Here is an 18,461-nt window from a genome sequence, read left to right on the forward strand (position 1 = left end):
TGCAGATGAGAAATTCGCGCTTCTTCAAAGGCCGGGTGCGTCCGCACCCTCGGCCTTTGGCATCAGGTGCTCTTCTTCAGCTTGCCGATGCCGAGGAAGTCGAGCATCGCCTTCTCGTAGAAGGGCTCGCTCTCGCCGCGACGCATCTTGCGGATGAAGTACTTCTCGAAGCCGATCTTCGCCGCATGCACCCACTTGCCCGACGACGACCAGTTGACGTTGCGCGGCGGGATCTGCGGCTGGGCGACGAAGGCGATGCCCGAGTCGCCGAAGTCGGCGAGGCAGACCGCGTTCCAGGTCGCCTCGTGGGTCGAGACGCCGCCGCGCAGGATCTGCCCGATGTTCTGCGCCGTGGCGGTGACCATCGACTCGATCATGAAGCCGGTCTTGGGCACGCCACAGGGCACGGGCGACGGCCCCATCGGCGGGATGGCGACGCAGACGCCGACCGAGAAGATGTTGCGATGGGTCGGGTTGCACTGGTGCTTGTCGACCAGGATGAAGCCGCGCGGATTGACGAGACCCTCGACGCCGCGCACCGCCTCGATGCCGCGGAAGGCCGGCAGCATCATCGCGAAACCGAACGGCATCTCCTTCTCGGCCTTGACCGAACCGTCGTCGGCGATCTCCTCGACCGTCATCTTGCCCGCTTCGACCTTCTTCACCCGCGAAGAGGTCATCCACTTGATGTGCTTGCCGCGCATCTCGCTCTCGAGCAGACCCTTGGTGTCGCCGACGCCGTCGAGGCCGAGGTGGCCGATATAGGGCTCGGCGGTGACGAAGGTCATCGGCACCTTGTCGCGGATCTTGCGGCGGCGAAGCTCCGTCTCGACGATGAAGAGGAACTCGTAGGCCGGGCCGAAGCAGGAAGCGCCCTGCGCCGCGCCGATGATGATCGGTTGCGGATTCTTGCAGAACTCCTCGAAGGCCTCGGCCGCCTTCTCGGCGTGATCGATGTGGCAGATCGACTGGGTGTGACCTTCGGGACCGAAGCCCTCGATCTCGTCGAAGGCCAGTTCCGGGCCGGTGGCGATGATCAGGAAGTCGTAGTCGATGAAAGAGCCGTCGGCGAGCTCGACCTTGTTTTCGGTCGGCATCACCTTCTTGGCCGGCGTCGCGCGGAAACCGATGCCGCGCTTGGCGAAGGTCGGCGCCAGATCGATCTGGATGTCCTCGCGCTGGCGCCACTTGACGGCGATCCACGGATTCGACGGGACGAAATGATATTTCGGATCCTTGGTGATGACGGTCAGCTTGTCCTCCGGACGCAGCTGATCCTTCATCTCGTAGGCCATGACGACGCCGCCGAGACCGGCGCCCATTACGACGATGTGAGCCATCGAACCCTCCTGATCACGCCCGCCGCGAAGTCCTGGGACCCTCTTCGAGGCGGTCTGTTTCTTCGGTCGTGCCTCCACCGATCACCCCCCGGTGAGACGGCCCGGACGAGGACACCACCATTATGTCCTTCATAATATTCTCATGTTTCGACCCGCGCCATGTCACGGGTCAAAAATTTCACCCGGTATCGACCTTTCTTTCGGTGAAGATCGCCGGGGTCTCGGGTGGGGTCGAGGATCATCCCGTACTCCAGACACGGGGGCGCTTCATCCCGGCGATCCGGCACGCCTGACCCGGATAGCCGTAGGGAAAGAGCTCGAACAGGCGATTGCGGGGCGCGCCTCGGGTCTCCGCGAGGTGGCGCATGACGTGGCGGGCGTCGGGGGAGACGCCGTGTTCCTCGCGCTCCGCCCGCATGAAGCGCACGACGTCCCAATGTTCCTCGGTCATGGTGACGCCGAGGGCGGCGGCCGTCTCGAGCGCGAAGGTCTCGTCCCAGTCGTCGGGGTCGAGCAGATAGCCGTCGGCGTCGGTGGCGGGGCGGGCTCGTCGGGTCACCGCAGGCCTCCGAACGCCATCGCCTCGCCGACCGCGCCGAGATCGCCGCGCCGCCCTACCGGCGCCGGCGCCGCCCCGGCGATCCGCTCGCCGCGCCCCTCGCGCCGCGCCGCGCGATGCGTCTCGACGAAGGCGACGAAGCGCCGTGCCCAATCGAGGCGCGAGGTGTCGCGCAGATGGGTGAAACTCGCCACCGTATTGGCGATCACCACGCCGTCGTCGCGGCCGGTGATGCCGTCGCCGCGCAACACCTTCCAGGCGTAGGCGAGGTCCGGGGCGAGGTTCTCGAGCCGGGCGTAGTGGAACTCGTGCGCCCGCACGCGGCGCGGCCCGGCCGCCTCGGGCGTGGCGCCGCCGCGCGGCCACGGCATCGCGGTGGTCTCCTCGAGCACGACGAGGCCACGACCCTGCGGACGTTCGTGGACGACCGCGTCGCCCGGCACCAGACCGACCATGTCGCCCTCGACGCCGTTCCAGACGATCTTGCGCGAGAGATACATCAGCCCGCCGCACTCGGCGTAGATCGGCAGGCCCGCCCTGCCCTTCTCGGCGATGTCGGCCCTGAGGCTCGCATTGGCCTCGAGCGCCGCGACGTGGCTCTCCGGGAAGCCGCCGCCGATGAAGAGACCGTCGGCCGGCGGCAGACGCTTCGCCTCGAGGGTCGAGAAGAACTCGAGCCGCGCCCCGGCCCGCTCCAGCGCCTCGAGATCGTCCTGGTAGTAGAAGCAGAAGGCGCCGTCGCGGGCGACCGCGATGGTCGGCGCGCCCGGGGGCAGCGACGCCTTGCCACCGCGCACCACGATCGGGCGGGCCCGATCGGGGGTCGGCGCCCGGCTCTCGGCGAGCGCCTCGATCCGGGCGAGGTCGACACCGCCGGCGACGGTCTCGGCGAGATGGGAGACGACGCGCTCGACGTCGTCGGTCTCCTGCGGCGTGGTCAGCCCGAGGTGACGCTCCTCGACCACCAGATCGGCGCGCCGGCCGATGGTGCCGAGCACCGGCACGTCGGTGTAGCGTTCGATCGCGGCGATCAGCTTCGCTTCCTGGCGCGCGGTCGCGACGCGGTTCACCACCACGCCGCCGATGTCGACTTGGCTGTCGAACATCCGATAGCCCATCAGGAGCGGCGCGATGCCGCGCGTCATGCCGGAGGCGTCGAGCACCAGCACGACCGGCGCCTTCAGGAGCTTGGCGAGCGCGGCGGTCGAATCCGCCCCTTCCAGATCGACCCCGTCGTGCAGACCCTTGTTGCCCTCGATCAGGGCGAGATCGAGCCCCGCCTCGCGCGCCGCCACCTGCGCGGCGATCTCGTCGGGCGTCTGGGTGTTGAAGTCGAGATTGTAGCTCGGTCGGCCCGACGCGCGGCGATGCCACAGCGGATCGATGTAGTCCGGCCCCTTCTTGAAGCACTGGACGCGCCGGCCGATGCGGGCGAGCGCGGCGGCGAGGCCGATCGTGAAAGTGGTCTTGCCGGACGACTTGTGGGCGGCGGAGACGACGAGACGCGGCATGGTTCAGGCCTCCTCGTGCGGCAGCAGCCGGAAGAGCCGGAGCGCGATCATGGTCAAGAGCAGCGCCACCGCGACGCCGCCGAGGCCGAGACCGAATTCCGGCAGGCTCGGGACATAGGTCGCCACCACGCCGTCGCCGAAGCTCGAGGAGACCTCGAATCCGGGGAAGAGACGCATCGGGAAGACCTGTCCACCGATCAGGATCACCCACAGCTGGGCGAAGCCGCCGAGGATCACCAGGGCGCTGGCGAGCGCCACCCGGCCGCGCGTCACTTCGGTGCGGTTGTAGAGCATGGCCATCGGCGCGATCAGGCCGAGCGCCACCGCGCCGATCCAGAAGACGCCCGTGTAGAGCCCGCCGTGAAGCAGGATCCAGGCCTCGAACTCGACCCGCTCCGGCGAGAAGATCGCCGTGAAGTGGTAGACGCCGGTGAAATAGAGCACCGAGCCGACGAAGATCACCAGAAGACGCGCCAGCCGATCGAGCAGCAGGTCGGCGAGGCGGCGGTCGGAGGCGTCGTCGATGGCGATGCGGATCAGCAGGAACACCGCCAGGCCATACGCCAGAGACATGGCGATGAATTCCGGCGCCAGCACCGCGGTGCCGTAGCCCGAGCGCGCCACCAGGAAGCCGAAGATCGAGCCGGTGCCGGTGGTCAGGATCAGACGCCACAGAAAGGCGAGGAGCCCGACCGGCTTGACGAACCTCTCCCAGCGCCGCGTCATCTGCACCACCAGATAGGCGCCGACGATGCCGACGAAGCCGGAATAGAGCAGCACGTTCCAGGCGAAGATCGATCGGAAGTTGTAGTTGGTCATCGCCACCGTCAGCCGATCGGGACGGCCGAGATCGAGCACCAGCACCGAAAGGCCGCCGACCAGGAAGGTGATCGCCAGCACCGACGACAGGCGCGCCTTGGGCTTGTAGCCCATCTCGCCGAAGACCGAGCCGAGCGAGGCGATGTTGAGCACGCCCGACGCGACCAGGATCAGGAAGATCGCGAAGACGTGAGGCAGCCCCCACACGACCGAGTTGTTCATGCCGGAGACGACGTGGCCGTTGATCTCCATGTAGAGCGCGGAGGCGGCGCCGATGCCGAGGACGCCGAGCAGCGCCACGAAGGCCGTGCCGAACCAGCGCCCACCCTTGCATTCGGTATAGGTGATGTGGGTCATCGTCCGTCCCCTCACAGATTGCGGTAGCGCACGCCCGGGTCGACGCCGAGGTCGCCACGGATCTGCTTGGTGGGAACGCTCGCCACCGCCTTGGCGATCTCGGAGCCGGGATCGTTGAGATCGCCGAAGAGCATCGCCCCGCCGGCGGTCGCGCAGGCCGAGACGCAGGCCGGCGCCTCGCCGCGATCGACCCGGTGGACGCAGAGCGTGCAGCTCTCGACCGTGCCGACGCCGCGCGGCGCCCACGGCTTCTGGTCCTCGAGCTCGTGATGGACGAAGGACCGCGCCTTGTAGGGACACGCCATCATGCAGTAGCGGCAGCCGATGCAGCGATGCTTGTCGACCAGCACGATGCCGTCCGCCCGCTTCATCGAGGCGCCGGTCGGGCAGACGTCGACGCAAGGCGGAAGGGCGCAGTGCTGGCACATCACCGGGGCCGAACGCGTCACCCCCGACTTCGGATCGCGCAGCGAGACCTTGCGGATCCACTGGCTGTCCTGCTGGTTGTCCGCCCCCCCTTCCCAACCGTTCTCGGTCTTGCAGGCGGTGACGCAGGCGGTGCAGCCGTCGGCGCATTTCGAGATGTCGATCAGGAGCCCCCAGCGCTTGGCCGGATCGGCGCCGGCCGCCTGGGCCTCCGAGGTGCCGTAGGCGATCAGGGTCACCGTCGGGGCGAGTGTCGTCACCGCCACCGCGCCGGCCCCGCCCAGGAAGGCGCGACGGCCGGCGTCGATCGCGGTCTCGGCCGAGGGCGCGGCCGAACCGCAACCGCAACCGCCGCCGCATCCGCCGGTCTTGTCCGTGCCGCATCCGCTCATGGTCTGGTCTCCCGGGCAAAGGCCGCGAGGGCCGCGAGGTCGGCGCTCGAGGCGGCGTGCGCCGCCTCGGCCGTCTTCTCGGTCAAGGGACGCGAGGCGTGGCACTCGAAACAGTCGACCTTGACCGCCGCGTAGTCGTGACAGGCGCGGCAGAAGTGCTGCGGCGACTTGATCGAGACGAAGGCGCCCGAGGCGTCCTTGACCGCATGGCAGGTGATGCAGGCGGTGAGGCCCTCGGCGGTCTTGCGGTCGCCCTCGCGCACCGTGACGTCCCGGGTGTGCTTCAGCATGGTCATGTGCGACCGCCGCATCACCTCCGGCGGCGCCACGCATTGGCCTTCCGCCTTGGGGATCGCGGGGGCCGCGACCGCGCTTTCGATCGCCGAGCCCGTCGCCGCCCCGACGAGGCCGCCCGTGAACAGCGTCGCCAGGAACAACAGGAGCGTGGCGAGGTTGGAGCGACGCGTCATGTCACTCCCCCAGACCCATCTGGATGAAGCCGGTCGGGCAGACGTCCTTGCAGATGTGGCAGCCGACGCATTTGGCGTAGTCGGTCTCGACGTAACGCCCGATCGCCCGTTCCTTCTTCGGCACACGCGAGATGGCGGTCTGCGGGCAGTAGATCACGCAGGCGTCGCACTCGAAGCAGAGGCCGCAGCTCATGCAGCGCTTGCCCTCGTGTTGCGCCTGCTCCTCGGTCAGCCCCTGGATGCGCTCCTGGAAGTTGCCGATGACGTTCTCCGCCTCGACGTGGATCTCGGCGCGATGCTCGCGCGGGTCGTAGGAGAAGTGACCCTTGAAGAGATCGGTGTGCGGCACGACGTGCGACGACGAGCGATCGTCCCAGTTGTGGATGGCGAAGTCGGCTTCGCTGGTCCCGCGCTTCTGGAGATGGTCGTAGGCCTCCGGCTCCAGATGCCGTTGCTGGAGTTCCTCGAGCAGACGGAAATGGTGGACGTCGATCTTGGGTCGCTTCTCCGGCATCTCGCCGTCGAGGAAGTGATCGATCACCTCGGAGGCGATGCGGCCGTGGCCGATCGCGGTGGTGAGGAGATGCGGCTTGACGATGTCGCCGCCGGCGAAGTGCTTCTCGGTGCCCTTAACCCGATAGACGCCGTCGACCGCGATGAAGCCACGACCGCCGTCGAGCCGGGCGAGACCCTCGGCGAGATCGCCCATCTGGCCGATCGCCGAGACGATCATGTCGCATTCGATGACGAATTCGGTGCCCTCGCGCGGCATCGGCACCATGCCCTTCATGTCGCAGGCGCACATCCTGAGGCCGGTGACGCGACCGCCCTCGGAGATCACCTCGAGCGGCATCACGCTGTCGCGGATGTCGACGCCCTCGCGCAGCGCGTCCTCGCGTTCGCGCTCGGCCGCCGTCATCTTGGCCATCGGGAACAGCGAGGTCAGCGTCGCCTTGACGCCCTCGCGGGCCATCGTCCCGGCGACGTCGTGGGCCTCGAAGCCCATCGTCTCCGACCCGGCGCGATCCTTCTCGGCCCTCTTGGTGATGTGGCCGAGGCGGCGGGCGACCGAGGCGACGTCGATCGAGGTGTCGCCACCGCCGACCACGACCACGCGCGGCGCGGTCGAGAAGACCCAGCCCTGGTTGAAGGCGTCGAGGAACTCGATGCCGGTGATGCATCCCTCGGCGTCGTTGCCGGGAACCGGCAGCGGCCGGCCCTTCTGCGCGCCGAGCGCCCAGAAGATCGCGTCGAAGTCGGCCTCGAGGGTCTCGAGGCTCACGTCGGTGCCGACGCGGGTGTTGAGCCGGACCTCGATGCCGGTGGCGATGATCCGGTCGATCTCGGCGTCGAGACGGTCACGCGGCGTACGATAGCCGGGGATGCCGAAGCGCATCATGCCGCCGAGGCGGTCATGGGCCTCGAACAGGGTCACGGCGTGGCCCTTGCGGCGCAGGAACCCGGCGGCGGCGAGGCCGGCCGGGCCGCCACCGATCACCGCGACCTTCTTGCCGGTCTCGGCCTCCGGCTTCGGCAGGGCGAGACCGTTGTCGATCGCCCAGTCGCCGACATATTGCTCGACCGCGTTGATGCCGACGAAATCGTCGACCTCGTTGCGGTTGCAGCCGTCCTCGCACGGCGCCGGGCAGACGCGACCCATGACGGACGGGAACGGATTGGCCTCGACCATGCGGTCGAAGGCATAGGCCTGCCACGGCCGGCCGTCGGGGGCCTTGTCCTGGCCGCGGGCGATGGCGAGCCAGCCGCGGATGTCGTGGCCCGACGGGCAGCCGGCCTGACACGGCGGGGCGCGGTGGATGTAGGTCGGGCACTTGTGCGACTTGTCGGCGGTGAAGATCTTCTCCTGAAGATCGTCCCAATTCCACATGGACTCGCCGTTCTCGAAACGACGGAAGGTCAACTTCTTGGGGTTCGGGCTCTCGTTCATGACGTCCTCCCAGGACCATTCGCGCCGCTTCAGCGGTCGTCGTCGTTTTCTTGCTTGGGCTTCTGAAGGATGATGGCGTTGGAGACGAGCTGGTGGACGCTGAGGATGGAGTCGCGCTCGAAGCCCCAGTCGGGCATCACCTTGGCGAATTGGGTCTTGCAGATGGCGCAGATCGCCGCCATGTGCGTGACGCCGTGATCTTCGGCGACGGTCTTCAGCGCCTTCATGCGGGGGCTCGCCCCCTTCTTGCGGATGTCCATCAACTCGTCGGTCAGGAGCCCGCCGCCGCCGCCGCAACAGAAGGTCTGATCGCGGATCGTGTCCTGCGCCATGTCGAAGTAATGGTTGCAGACCGTCTTCAGGATGGCGCGCGGAATCTCGAACTGGCCGCCCGGCTGGTCGCCCATGCGGGTGGCGCGGGCGACGTTGCAGCTGTCGTGATAGGTGAGCCGGATGTGGTCGTTCTTCGACTTGTCGAACTCGAGCGCCCCCTTCTGGATCAGATCCCAGGTGTACTCGCAGATGTGCTGCGGGATCGGGTAGCGCTGGTCGAGGAAGTCGAAGGGACCGGCGAGCGTGTTGAGGAACGAATAGGCGACGCGCCAGGCATGCCCGCATTCACCGAAGACGATGCGCTTGACGCCGAGATCGAGCGCCGCCTCGCGAATGCGCAGAGAGATCAGCCGCATCTGCTCGTAGGAGCCGATGAACATGCCGAAATTCGCCGCCTCCGAGGCGTAGGACGAAATCGTCCAGCTGGCGCCGGCGGCGTGGAACACCTTCGCGTAGCCTATCAGCCCGTCGACGTGCGGCTCGGCGAAGAAGTCGGCCGAGGGCGTGACCAGCAGGATGTCGGCGCCCTTGACGTCGAGCGGCAGCTTCACCGGCACACCGATGTCGTCCTCGATGTCCTCCTCGAGGCCCTCCAACGTCGAACGCAGCGCGTTCTTGTTGAGGCCGAGGTTGTTGCCGATCGTGTGGACCTTGCCGATGATCTCGTTGCAGTATTTCTGTCCCTTGCCGATCGCATCGAGGATCTCGCGGCCGGCCATCGAAATCTCGGCCGTGTCGATCCCGTAGGGACAGAACACCGAACAGCGCCGGCACTGCGAGCACTGATGGAAATAGGAGTACCAGTCGTCGATCACCTCCTTCGTCAGCTCTTCCGCGCCGACGAGACCGGGGAAATATTTCCCCGTGAAGGTGAAATAGCGACGGTAGACCTTGCGCAGCAGGTCCTGGCGGGCGACCGGCATGTTCTTCGGGTCGCCGGTGCCGAGGAAATAGTGGCACTTGTCGGTGCAGGCGCCGCACTTCACGCAAGAGTCGAGATAGACCCGGAGCGCGCGGTTCTTTTCCAGAAGCTCGCCCATCTTGGCGATGGCGACGTTCTGCCAGTCGTCGACCAGCTCGCCCGGGAAACCGAGCGCCTTCTGGTGGTCGGGCGAGGCGCCCCACGGCTGCGAGGCAGCCATGGCGCCGGGGCACAGCGTCGGGATCTCGAGCGGATCGAGACGGTCGGCATCCGAGCCGGGAACGATCGCATCCATGGGTCTCACCTCGCGCGGTCGGCTTCGAGCTTCGCCGCCCACGGCGCCAGATGACGACGTTCACGGCTGTCGTCGACTTGATTGCGCGAGGGCGAGAAGAACACGCCGGCGGCATGCACCAGCTTGGAGAACGGGAAGACGATCATCAGCGTCGCCACCAGCCCGAGATGGACGAGCAGGATCGGATCGCTCGGCAGCGGCTGGATGTCGAAGCGCATCAGGCCGAGGAAGAAGGTCTTCACCGCGACGATGTCGGTGTGGGCGACGAATTTCATCAGGAGCCCGGAGCAGCCGATCGCCACCAGCAGCGCCAGCATCAGATGGTCCGACGGCCCGGTGATGTAGCGGATGCGCGGCACGATCAGGCGGCGGCCCCAGAGGCCCGCGAGGCCCGCGACCATGGCGAAGCCGGCGAGAACGCCGAGGGGCTGCATCAGGGCGAGCAGGCTCGGCACCGGCTGGACGAAGTAGCGCAAGTGACGGATCAGCACGACCGCCAGCGCCACGTGGAAGATCCACCCGAAGGCCCAGATCCACTTGTTGGCCCGGAACAGGCTCTCGAACACCGTCACCTCGCGCAAGAGACGGTAGGCCACACCCGACTTGGTGGTCGGGGCCGGCATGGTCGGAATCTTGAGCGGCGCCGGGGTGCGGGCGAAGCGCGTGATGCGCAACACCATGCCGGCGAGGAAGATCGCCGTCGCGCCATAGAAGAGACAAGCGTAGATCGTCGTCAGCACGGGCGTTCCCCTGCCATCCGCAAAAGGACCTGATCGGTCGATGACGTCCGTTCGGGCGAAGGCGCGCCCGATGCGAGGCGGCGAGATCGCGACGGCTCCGTCCGGGTCGTCACCTCTCCCCGGCGACGGGGAGAAGAACGAACGCGCCGTCGCGGGCCGGGGCCGCGCGCCCGTGGCTCAGACGCAGCCGGTCGGCTTGGGCAGGCCGGCGATCTTGCACGCCTGCTTGGCCGGGCCGTAGGGGAACAGCTCGTAGAGATACTTGTTCGAGGACTTCTCCTCGCCGAGCTTCTTCTTCAGCGCCTTGGTGAGGACGCGGATGGCCGGGGCGATCTGATACTCGTCGTAATATTCGCGCAGGAAGTTCACCACTTCCCAATGCTCGTCCGACATCTCGATCTTCTCGTCCTTGGCGATCAGCAGGGCGAGTTCGGGGTTCCACAGCGACAGGTCGGTCAGATAGCCCTCTTCGTCGGAAGCGATGTCGGCGCCGTTGAAATGATAGCTCATGGGGTTCCTCCAGTGAATTTTCGTTGTCGTGGCCAGTCCGGTCAGAGCCAGGCCTGGGATTTGTCGTGGGTGGCCGCCAGGTCGACGAAGCCGCCGTAATCGACGACCGAGACGCCTTCGACCACCGCATCGGCCGGGATGCCGCGCGCGGCGAGATCCGGACCGAGGACATGGATGGTGCAGCCGGGCATCGCCGCCTTCAAGGCTTCGGCGACCCGGGTGGAGCCGGCCCGCGCCCCGACCACGGCGTCCTCGATGAGGAGGACCGCGTCGCCGGGCAGCGCATGCGCCAGACAGGAATCGAGGCTGCCGCGCTCGTAGGGGGACTTGTTCACGGTGTGCAGCGTGGACATCGGTGGTCTCTCCCTCAGAAGCTCAGGACGACGTCCTGCGCGGCCATGATCTGGGCCATGCGGGCGCGATCGACGATCTCGATCGAGGAGACGTCCTCCTCGTCGTCGTTCTCGTGCGTGACCTCCATGAGGTCGTCCTCGGTGAGGCCGCGCTCGGCGAGGCTCTCGCGCTCGACGTAGAGCTTCTTGACGTCGTAGTCGCCGAGCGCCCGGTAGGTCGGCGCGAAGTTCTTGACGCCGATGCCGGTCGTCACCTGCTTCTTGACCAGTTGGAACACGCCGTCGTCGAGGAAGGCGAGGCTGACGTCCTGCTCGAAGGCGGCGCCGATCAGCACCACCTCGAGGCTCTCGAGCGCATAGACGGTGCCGTGCGGCGCCTTGCGGTTGACGTAGAGAAAACGCTTGGTGTCGGACATGGATCCCCTCCCCTCAGTCGCCGAAGACGACGAGGCGATCGGCCTGGATGCCCGCCTCGATCAATTGGCCGAGGCCGGAGATGCGGAAGCCCGGGGCGATGTTGGCGGAGCCCTCGCCCTTGCCGTGGCGCTTGGCCTCGCCCTCGTCGAGAATGCCGCGCCGTTGCGCCGCCGCGATGCAGACGACCATGTCGAGGGCGTTCTTCTCGGCCAGTTCCGACCAGTTCTTCTGCACGTTGCGCTCGTCCTGCGGCGGAACCGTCAGACGCGTCGCGTTGTTGACGCCGTCGTGATAGAAGAAGACGCGATAGATCTCGTGTCCCTTCTCGAGCGCCGCCTTGGTGAACTGATACGCCGTATCCGACGCCTGATGGGTATAGGGACCTTCGTTGACCACGACTGCGAACTTCACGGAAACCTCCCGGGCTCGTTCTGACCTCTTCGGTGGGGCGGCGGGGCTCGGACGAGCCCCGCGCCGGTCTCAGAAGTGGACGTGCGTCGACATGTTCATGTTGTGACGCGCGCCGACCCAGGTATCGATGTGATGCTTGGTGAAGGCGAGGCCGGTCAGCTCGAAGAAACGCGGCCAACCGATCCGGTCGATCCATTCGCCCATGCGCTCGAAGTCCTTGGCGTTGTCCTTGTAGGCGTAGAGGATCTTGCGGACGACCTCCTCGACCTCGGGCCAACGCGGCGCGTTGTTGGGCAGATTGGCGACCACCAGCTTGTGGAAGGCGGGCTTCGAACGGGCGTTCGAGTGCTTGCCGCCGACCCAGATGGCGATCTTGGTCGAGTCCGCGCCGTTGATCTGCATCGGCGGGCACGGCGGATAGCAGGCGCCGCAGCACACGCACTTCTTCTCGTCGACCTCGAGCGACGGCTTGCCGTCGACCATGGCCGGACGGATCGCCGCCACCGGGCAACGCGCCACGACCGCCGGGCGCTCGCAGACGTTGGCGACGAGATCGTGATTGATCTTCGGCGGCTTCGTGTACTGGACGTTGATCGCGATGTCGCCCTGGCCGCCGCAGTTGATCTGGCAGCACGAGGTGGTGATGCGCACGCGGTTCGGCATCTCCTCGTGGGTGAACTCGTGATGCATCATGTCCATCAGCGACTTCACCACGCCGGAGGCGTCGGTGCCGGGGATGTCGCAGTGGAGCCAGCCCTGGGTGTGGGAGATCATCGACACCGAGTTGCCGGTGCCGCCGACGGGGAAGCCTGCCGCGCCGAGCGCCGAGATCAGCGCCGGCACCTTGGCGAAGTCGCCGACCATGAACTCGATGTTGGAGCGGGTGGTGAAGCGGACATGGCCCTCGCCGTGGGTGTCGGCGATGTCGCAGAGGGTGCGGATCGTGCCGACGTCCATCTGGCGCTGGGTGCCGGCGCGCACGGTCCAGATCTCGTCGCCGTTCTTGGCGACGTGATGGAGCACGCCGGGGCGCGGGCGATCGTGCCAGGCCCAGTTGCCGTAGTTCTTCTTCATGATCGGATGCATGTACTGGAACGGATCCGGCACGCCGTGTTCGTCGGGCAGCCGAGGCCGCACTTCGGCCGTCTGAGCTTGGCTCATCGCGATGTTCCCTCCCTAGGGACGTCTGGGCATGGTTCGAACGCGCGGGGTTTCTCCCCCGCGTCGTCGTCGGCCGATCGGATCGTCGCGACCCGATCGGCTCGTCGAATGCGACGGATCACTCGGCGGCCTTGTGGAGCTTGCGCTCGAAGTACTTGTCGGCCTCGACGGTGAAGTCGTCCGTGCGCACGTAGCTCGAGGTGCGCGGGTGCTTGACCATGTTCGGATCGGGCTCGATGCCGACCGCCTTGAGGAAGGCCGGCAGGCCGATGCGATCGATGGTCTCGCCGACACGCTCGTGCTCGAGCGCGTTGTCGGTGAAGAACTCCATGATCGACCGGGCGAATTCCACCAGGCTCTCGTAGTCCTCGTCCGTCTTGAGGTCGAAGAACGGCACCACCATCGTGCCCATGAGATCGCCGACCTTGAGCGAGCGCTTGCCGCCGATCAGGATCGTCGCGCCACGGTCGTCACCCGGCGCCAGCGCCTTGTTCATGACGTTGATGCAATGCATGCAACGCACACAGGACTGATTGTCGACCTCGAGCGTGTCGTCGTCGTTGAGCGACAGCGCCCGGGTCGGGCACATGGCGACGACGTGGTCGATCGTGTACTTGCGGCCCGCCTTGGCGACATAGGCCTTCACTTCCTCCTGGTCGACCTTCATGTCGTCGCGCCAAGTGCCGATCACCGCGAAGTCGGCGCGGTGGATCGCGTTGACGCAGTCGTTCGGGCAGCCGGAGAACTTGAACTTGAACTTGTAGGGGAACGACGGCCGGTGCATCTCGTCGAGGAACTCGTTGATCACCGAGCGATGCGCCTTGACCTCGTCGTACATCGACATTTCGCAGCGCGCGTGACCGACGCAGGACATCGAGGTGCGCAGCGCCGGGCCGGCGCCGCCGAGGTCGAAGCCGATCTCGTTGAGGGCGTCGAAGGCCTTCTGGACGTTCTCGGTCTTGCAGCCCTGGAACATGATGTCGCCGGACTGGCCGTGCAGCGCGATCAGGCCGGATCCGTGCTCCTCCCAGATGTCGCACATGTTGCGCAGGAGGTCGGTGGTGTAGTGGTAGCCCGCCGGCGGCTGGACGCGAAGGGTATGGAACTCCTTCGATTCCGGGAACTTGTCGGCCACTTCCGAGAAGCGCGGAATGATGCCGCCGCCGTAGCCGAAGACCGACACGGTGCCGCCCTTCCAGTAGCCGAGGCGGTTCGTGTAGGAGTGCTCGAGCTGGCCGAGCAGGTCGTTCATCATCGCGGCATATTGCTTGCCGCCGCTGTCGCGCAGCCGCTTCAGGCCGGTGACGAAGCTGGGCCAGGGGCCGGTCTCGAGCTGGTCGAGATGAGGCGTGGGATGCTGCGCGGTCTCGCGAGCGGCGCCGGACACGGCTCCGTCGCGGGCGTCTTCGACACCCGACATGGGATATCTCCTTCGAACGTTTCCCGACCGCTCCCGAAAGACCGATCGGACCCCTATCGCCTCGTCCGTCCCGCATGTCTCACACATGTCGGCGACGAAGCTCGTTTGAAATTCCGACACGCCCCCCACCCGTTCCGTCCGAACCGGGGGGACGTGAAAACTCGTTTCTCTCGCCGAACGCAGCCGATTCGTGTCGGTGATGGCGCCCGTTCGAAACGGTTATATGCGAGAGCACGAATATGATGCTATGCTGATTTTCAAGAATTGCAAAGAGCCTCGGCGAACGGATTCGCACTTTCCCGCGAGACTTTTGAATCGGTTGAAAAATTTTTCACCGAGGAGACGGGAGGACGGGCGAGGATCGCCCCGGGGTATCGACCAGACGGCGCGAGCACCCGCGAAGACGGGGCCGCGCGGGAGGAGACGGAGGGTTCATGGACGCGGTGCGACTCGAGGAGAGGCCGGCCCCGGCGGCTCTACCGGGGGATTTCGGCGTGGCGCGGCGATTCGATCCGACCCGCTTCGACGACGACGTCGCGTGGCGGGCCTGGCGCGCCGCCAAACTGGCCGAGCACCCGCGCCGCGCCGACGAGCTGATCGTGCCGCTCGCCGATCCGGCGCGGCCGACGGCGCGTGAACTCGACGCCCTCGCCGAGGTGCTCGGACGGGCGAACATGGTGATCTATCGCGGGCCCGTGCTCGACGAGGCAGGGGCGCGGGCGGCGGTCTCGGGGCTCGCGCGGGCCTGCGGACTGCGCCGTTTCGAGCGCCATCGCTCCGCCGGCGACGACGGGCTGGTGGCGATCCGCATCACCGACGCGCCGCGACAGGCGGGCTTCATCCCCTACAGCGACCGTCCGCTCGGCTGGCACACCGACGGCTATTACGCCTGGGGTGGGCCCGAGGCGGCGATCCAGGCGATGGTGCTCCATTGCGTGCGCCCGGCGCGCTCCGGCGGCCTCAACGCCCTGCTCGACCCCGAGATTGCCTATCTGCGCCTGCGCGACCGCGATCCCGCCCTCGTCGAAGCCTTGATGCGGCCCGGCGCCATGCTGATCCCCCCTTGCGAGGAGGAGGACGGCACGGTGCGCGGCGAGACGATCGGCCCGGTCTTCTTCCGCGACCCCGCGACCGGCCGCCTCGGCATGCGTTACACCGCCCGCAAGCGTCACATCGCCTGGGCCGAGGATGCCCTCACCCGGACGGCCGTGGCGGCGCTGGTGGAGATCATGACCGACGATCCCGTGATCTTCCGTCTGGCGCTCGAGCCCGGCATGGGCCTTCTCGCCGACAACGTCCTGCACGACCGCTCCGGCTTCGTCGACGCCGACGATCCCGCCGAGGGTCGCCTGCTCCTCCGCCTGCGGTCCTACGATCGCATCGCCCTTCCCCGACCGGAGTTCACCGCCTGATGGCCTCTCTGTCCGATCTCATCATCTCCCACCGCGAGATCACCTCCTACCGCGACCTCGAGAAGCTGGTGGAGGCCGCCGCCCACGACGGCATGATCGTGCTGCACATGGATCTGAAGCCGGACTTTCCCGACACGCCTCGGGATTGGCAGAAGCGCCTCGAGCTGGTCTTCTACCGCGCCGGCGTTCCCGATTTCTCGTCCGACGGATCCCCCACATGAGCGACGTCGTCCGCAGACCCCTGACCACGCTCGAGGCCCCCTACCGCCGCGAGGTCCGCCTCGAGGAGGTGGAATTCGAGAGTGGCATGATCATGCTGCGCGTGATCGTGCGCGAGGGGCACCGCATCACCCAGCTCGACCTCGACGCGACCACGGCGCGGGACTGGGGCGCGGCCATGGTCGCCTGGGCCGATCGCCAGACCGACGGGTGAGGCCGAACGCGGCGTGTCCGGACAGATTCGATGTCGAGCGGAGGCGCTTCGTCCCGAGGTGCGAGCACGAGCGAGCCTCGAAGGGCGAAGGGCCGAGAGGCACCGCCCGTCGTGGCTTCGCCCTTCGAGGCACCGTCATCGACCCTTCACCTCAGGGTGAAGCCGAACCCTCGAGAAGGCCGCGAGCGAGCGTCGCGGCCTTCTCCCCGCCGTGTCACACCGGCTTGCGGCCGTGGAGATCGATCAGGGCGGAGAGCCCCTTGTGGCCGTGGCCCTCGTCGACGACGGTGTCGTGTTCGGCGATCGAGAGATCGGTGAAGTCGCCGAAGGCATGTTCCAGCAGGGCGCGAGTATAGAGGTTTTCGAGCGCCCTGGGACCGCCGGTGCCATAGGCGAGCTGTTCCGGCCGATAGCCGGTGAGGATCAGCAGCCCGCCGGGCTTCAGCGCCTTGCGGATCCCCTCGAAGATCTTCGCCCGCTCCGCCGGGGTCGCGAACTGGAAGAAGATCGCGGCGACCACGTCGAATTCCGCCTCCGGCCAATCCCAATGGAGGATGTCGACCGTGCGCGTCTCCAGCGCCACCTCGCGCTCCGCCGCGAGCGCGCGCGCCTTCGCCTGGGCGGTCGGAGAGAAGTCGATCGACAGCACCTCGAGCCCGCACTCGGCCAGGAACACCCCGTTGCGCCCCTCGCCGTCGGCGATCGCCAGCGCCTTGCCGCCGGTCTGCGGCAGAAGCCCCTCGCAGGAGGCGAGGAAGGCGTTGGGCTCGGTCCCGAAGACGTAGTCGGGATGGGCGAAGCGGGTCTCCCAATGGTGGAACTGATCGGTGCTCATCGCGCTCCCTCTCCTCGGCTGTCACCCGATCCATAGACGAAGAAATCCCGGCCGCGAAGCCGGGATCTTCGAGGTCACACGCGAACGTGTGGATGTGGGACGACGGACCGCGGCGCGAGCCGCGGGGCGTTCAGTCGTCGTCCTTCGTGATGAGATGGCTCGCCAGGATCTCGACGATACTGTCGAGCCCGCCGGTCCATTTGGTCGCGGCCTTGGCCTCGTCCATGGTCAGGCGGCAGTTGGCGCAGGACGAGACCAGCGTCTCGACGCCCGCCTTGGCGACCTGATCGGTCTTGATCTTGAAGACCTGATAGCGGATCGGCGCGGACCGCGCGATCGCCTGCACGCCGCCGCCACCGCCGCAGCACCAGTTGGAATTCCCCGTCGGCGCCATCTCGTGGAAGTCGGTCATGAACCCTTCCATCAGGTAGCGCGCGTCCGCCGCCGCGCCGCCGCGCCGCGAGATCTGGCAGGGGTCGTGATAGGTGAAGGGCGTGGTGTAGGGCTTGAACTCGAACTTGCCCTCGCGCTTCAGCTTGGCGAGATATTCGGTGATGTGCCACACCTCGAAGGGCAGCGGCCGGCCGATGACGTTGGCCGCCTGCCAGCGCATCACGCCATAGGCATGGCCGCATTCGGGGATGATCACCGCCTTGACGCCCAATTCCTCCGCCGCCTCGACGATGCGCATGGTCATCATCTTGGCGATGTCGGACTTGCCGGAGAGATAGCCGAAGTTGGTCGCCTCGTAGCCCTTCTTGGAGAAGGTCCAGTTCACGCCCGCGTGGTTGAGCAGCTTCGCCATGGAGACGATGCTGTCCGGGTACTTCATCATCTCGATCGACGAGACGGTGAGCAGCACCTCGGCGCCCTTCTTGTCGAGCGGCAACTCGATCTCGTTGTCGTCGGCGAGCCACTCGAGACGATCCTCGAGCTTCTCCGGCGACAGGCCGAGCGGCGAGCCGCGATCGCGCGAATTCTCCGCCGCCGCGAAGAGATCGGCCGGGCCGATGCCGGCCGACGCCATGGCCGCGCGGGTGGCGCCGGTGATCGAGGCGATGTCGATCCCCATCGGACACACCAATGTGCAACGTCCACACATGTTGCAGGTGTCGAAGATCAGCTCCTCCCAGTCCTTCAGATCCTTCTCGGTGATCTTCGGCGCGAGGCCGAGCATCCCGAGGAAGCCGGTGCGGGCCTTGTGGGCCTTGGCGATCGGCAGAATCTTGTAGGCGGGCGTGTATTTCGGGTCCTTGGTCGCCTGATAGAAGTGGCAGGCCTCGGCGCACAGACCGCACTTGACGCAGGCCTCGGCCCAGGTCGCGAGCGGGCGTCCGACGACGGAGAGGAACTTGTCCGCGGCCGCCTGGACGTTGATGGTGTCGGTCATGACGAAC

General features: G+C 67.0%; 20 protein-coding genes. 3 read left to right on the top strand and 17 right to left on the bottom strand.

Translation table 11 applies throughout. The annotated features are described in order from the left end of the window. Window positions 1-62: 62 nt before the first annotated feature. The 15 genes from J3S89_RS10085 to dsrA all read right to left on the bottom strand — a co-directional run bounded on the left by J3S89_RS10085 (window position 63) and on the right by dsrA (window position 14,384). The gene (locus tag J3S89_RS10085; RefSeq protein ID WP_217927382.1) at window positions 63-1,340 is read right to left on the bottom strand and encodes an NAD(P)/FAD-dependent oxidoreductase; all 1,278 of its coding nucleotides are present in this window, start codon (window positions 1,338-1,340) and stop codon (window positions 63-65) included. Between the two features lie 238 nt (window positions 1,341-1,578). After that, window positions 1,579-1,899, bottom strand: a complete 321-nt coding sequence (locus tag J3S89_RS10090; protein ID WP_217927383.1) for a TusE/DsrC/DsvC family sulfur relay protein — start codon at window positions 1,897-1,899, stop codon at window positions 1,579-1,581. Next, window positions 1,896-3,410, bottom strand: a complete 1,515-nt coding sequence (locus tag J3S89_RS10095; RefSeq protein ID WP_217927384.1) for a cobyrinic acid a,c-diamide synthase CobB — start codon at window positions 3,408-3,410, stop codon at window positions 1,896-1,898. The genes J3S89_RS10090 and J3S89_RS10095 overlap by 4 nt, the downstream gene beginning before the upstream one ends. Window positions 3,411-3,413: 3 nt before the next feature. After that, complete coding sequence (gene nrfD, locus J3S89_RS10100; protein ID WP_217927386.1) at window positions 3,414-4,586, bottom strand: NrfD/PsrC family molybdoenzyme membrane anchor subunit; 1,173 nt, start codon at window positions 4,584-4,586, stop codon at window positions 3,414-3,416. 11 nt (window positions 4,587-4,597) lie between these two features. Then, window positions 4,598-5,404 (bottom strand): sulfate reduction electron transfer complex DsrMKJOP subunit DsrO, encoded by an 807-nt coding sequence (gene dsrO, locus J3S89_RS10105; protein ID WP_217927387.1) that lies wholly within the window; start codon window positions 5,402-5,404, stop codon window positions 4,598-4,600. Beyond that, window positions 5,401-5,874: a hypothetical protein gene (locus J3S89_RS10110; protein ID WP_217927388.1), complete on the bottom strand. Its 474-nt coding sequence runs from the start codon at window positions 5,872-5,874 to the stop codon at window positions 5,401-5,403. The genes dsrO and J3S89_RS10110 overlap by 4 nt, the downstream gene beginning before the upstream one ends. A 1-nt stretch (window position 5,875) precedes the next feature. After that, a complete protein-coding gene (locus J3S89_RS10115; protein ID WP_217927389.1) occupies window positions 5,876-7,822 on the bottom strand; it encodes an NAD(P)-binding protein in 1,947 nt (648 codons plus the stop codon). Window positions 7,823-7,851: 29 nt separating this feature from the next. After that, window positions 7,852-9,372: a sulfate reduction electron transfer complex DsrMKJOP subunit DsrK gene (gene dsrK / locus J3S89_RS10120; RefSeq protein ID WP_217927390.1), complete on the bottom strand. Its 1,521-nt coding sequence runs from the start codon at window positions 9,370-9,372 to the stop codon at window positions 7,852-7,854. A 5-nt stretch (window positions 9,373-9,377) separates the two neighbouring features. Next, entirely contained in the window at window positions 9,378-10,112 is a 735-nt protein-coding gene (locus J3S89_RS10125) for a respiratory nitrate reductase subunit gamma (protein WP_217927392.1), read from the bottom strand. 177 nt (window positions 10,113-10,289) lie between these two features. Next, window positions 10,290-10,622, bottom strand: a complete 333-nt coding sequence (locus J3S89_RS10130) for a TusE/DsrC/DsvC family sulfur relay protein (protein ID WP_217927394.1) — start codon at window positions 10,620-10,622, stop codon at window positions 10,290-10,292. Between the two features lie 41 nt (window positions 10,623-10,663). Then, complete coding sequence (gene tusB / locus J3S89_RS10135; RefSeq protein ID WP_217927395.1) at window positions 10,664-10,975, bottom strand: sulfurtransferase complex subunit TusB; 312 nt, start codon at window positions 10,973-10,975, stop codon at window positions 10,664-10,666. A 14-nt stretch (window positions 10,976-10,989) separates the two neighbouring features. Continuing rightward, window positions 10,990-11,391, bottom strand: a complete 402-nt coding sequence (gene tusC / locus J3S89_RS10140) for a sulfurtransferase complex subunit TusC (RefSeq protein WP_217927396.1) — start codon at window positions 11,389-11,391, stop codon at window positions 10,990-10,992. 13 nt (window positions 11,392-11,404) lie between these two features. Continuing rightward, the gene (gene tusD / locus J3S89_RS10145) at window positions 11,405-11,803 is read right to left on the bottom strand and encodes a sulfurtransferase complex subunit TusD (protein ID WP_217927397.1); all 399 of its coding nucleotides are present in this window, start codon (window positions 11,801-11,803) and stop codon (window positions 11,405-11,407) included. Between the two features lie 69 nt (window positions 11,804-11,872). Beyond that, window positions 11,873-12,964, bottom strand: coding sequence for a dissimilatory-type sulfite reductase subunit beta (dsrB, locus tag J3S89_RS10150; RefSeq protein WP_217927398.1), 1,092 nt, complete (start codon window positions 12,962-12,964; stop codon window positions 11,873-11,875). Between the two features lie 118 nt (window positions 12,965-13,082). After that, entirely contained in the window at window positions 13,083-14,384 is a 1,302-nt protein-coding gene (dsrA, locus tag J3S89_RS10155) for a dissimilatory-type sulfite reductase subunit alpha (RefSeq protein ID WP_217927399.1), read from the bottom strand. A gap of 434 nt (window positions 14,385-14,818) precedes the next feature. Between dsrA and J3S89_RS10160 the strand changes: the two genes are divergently transcribed. From J3S89_RS10160 to J3S89_RS10170, 3 genes are read left to right on the top strand one after another with little or no spacing between them, the layout of a single operon-like run. Then, entirely contained in the window at window positions 14,819-15,796 is a 978-nt protein-coding gene (locus J3S89_RS10160) for a TauD/TfdA family dioxygenase (RefSeq protein WP_217927400.1), read from the top strand. Continuing rightward, complete coding sequence (locus J3S89_RS10165; protein WP_217927402.1) at window positions 15,796-16,017, top strand: sulfur relay protein DsrC; 222 nt, start codon at window positions 15,796-15,798, stop codon at window positions 16,015-16,017. Before J3S89_RS10160 ends, J3S89_RS10165 begins: the two co-directional genes overlap by 1 nt. After that, entirely contained in the window at window positions 16,014-16,229 is a 216-nt protein-coding gene (locus J3S89_RS10170) for a DUF6967 family protein (RefSeq protein WP_217927403.1), read from the top strand. The genes J3S89_RS10165 and J3S89_RS10170 overlap by 4 nt, the downstream gene beginning before the upstream one ends. Window positions 16,230-16,443: 214 nt before the next feature. On the opposite strand, the gene J3S89_RS10175 is transcribed toward J3S89_RS10170, so the two are convergent. Further along, window positions 16,444-17,064, bottom strand: a complete 621-nt coding sequence (locus tag J3S89_RS10175; protein WP_217927404.1) for an SAM-dependent methyltransferase — start codon at window positions 17,062-17,064, stop codon at window positions 16,444-16,446. Window positions 17,065-17,194: 130 nt separating this feature from the next. Continuing rightward, window positions 17,195-18,454 carry a (Fe-S)-binding protein gene (locus tag J3S89_RS10180; RefSeq protein WP_217927405.1) on the bottom strand — a complete coding sequence of 420 codons (1,260 nt, stop codon included), beginning with the start codon at window positions 18,452-18,454 and terminating at the stop codon, window positions 17,195-17,197. Between the last annotated feature and the right edge of the window lie 7 nt (window positions 18,455-18,461).

It is taken from the genome of Pinisolibacter aquiterrae (assembly GCF_019160155.1).
Lineage (GTDB): Bacteria > Pseudomonadota > Alphaproteobacteria > Rhizobiales > Ancalomicrobiaceae > Pinisolibacter > Pinisolibacter aquiterrae.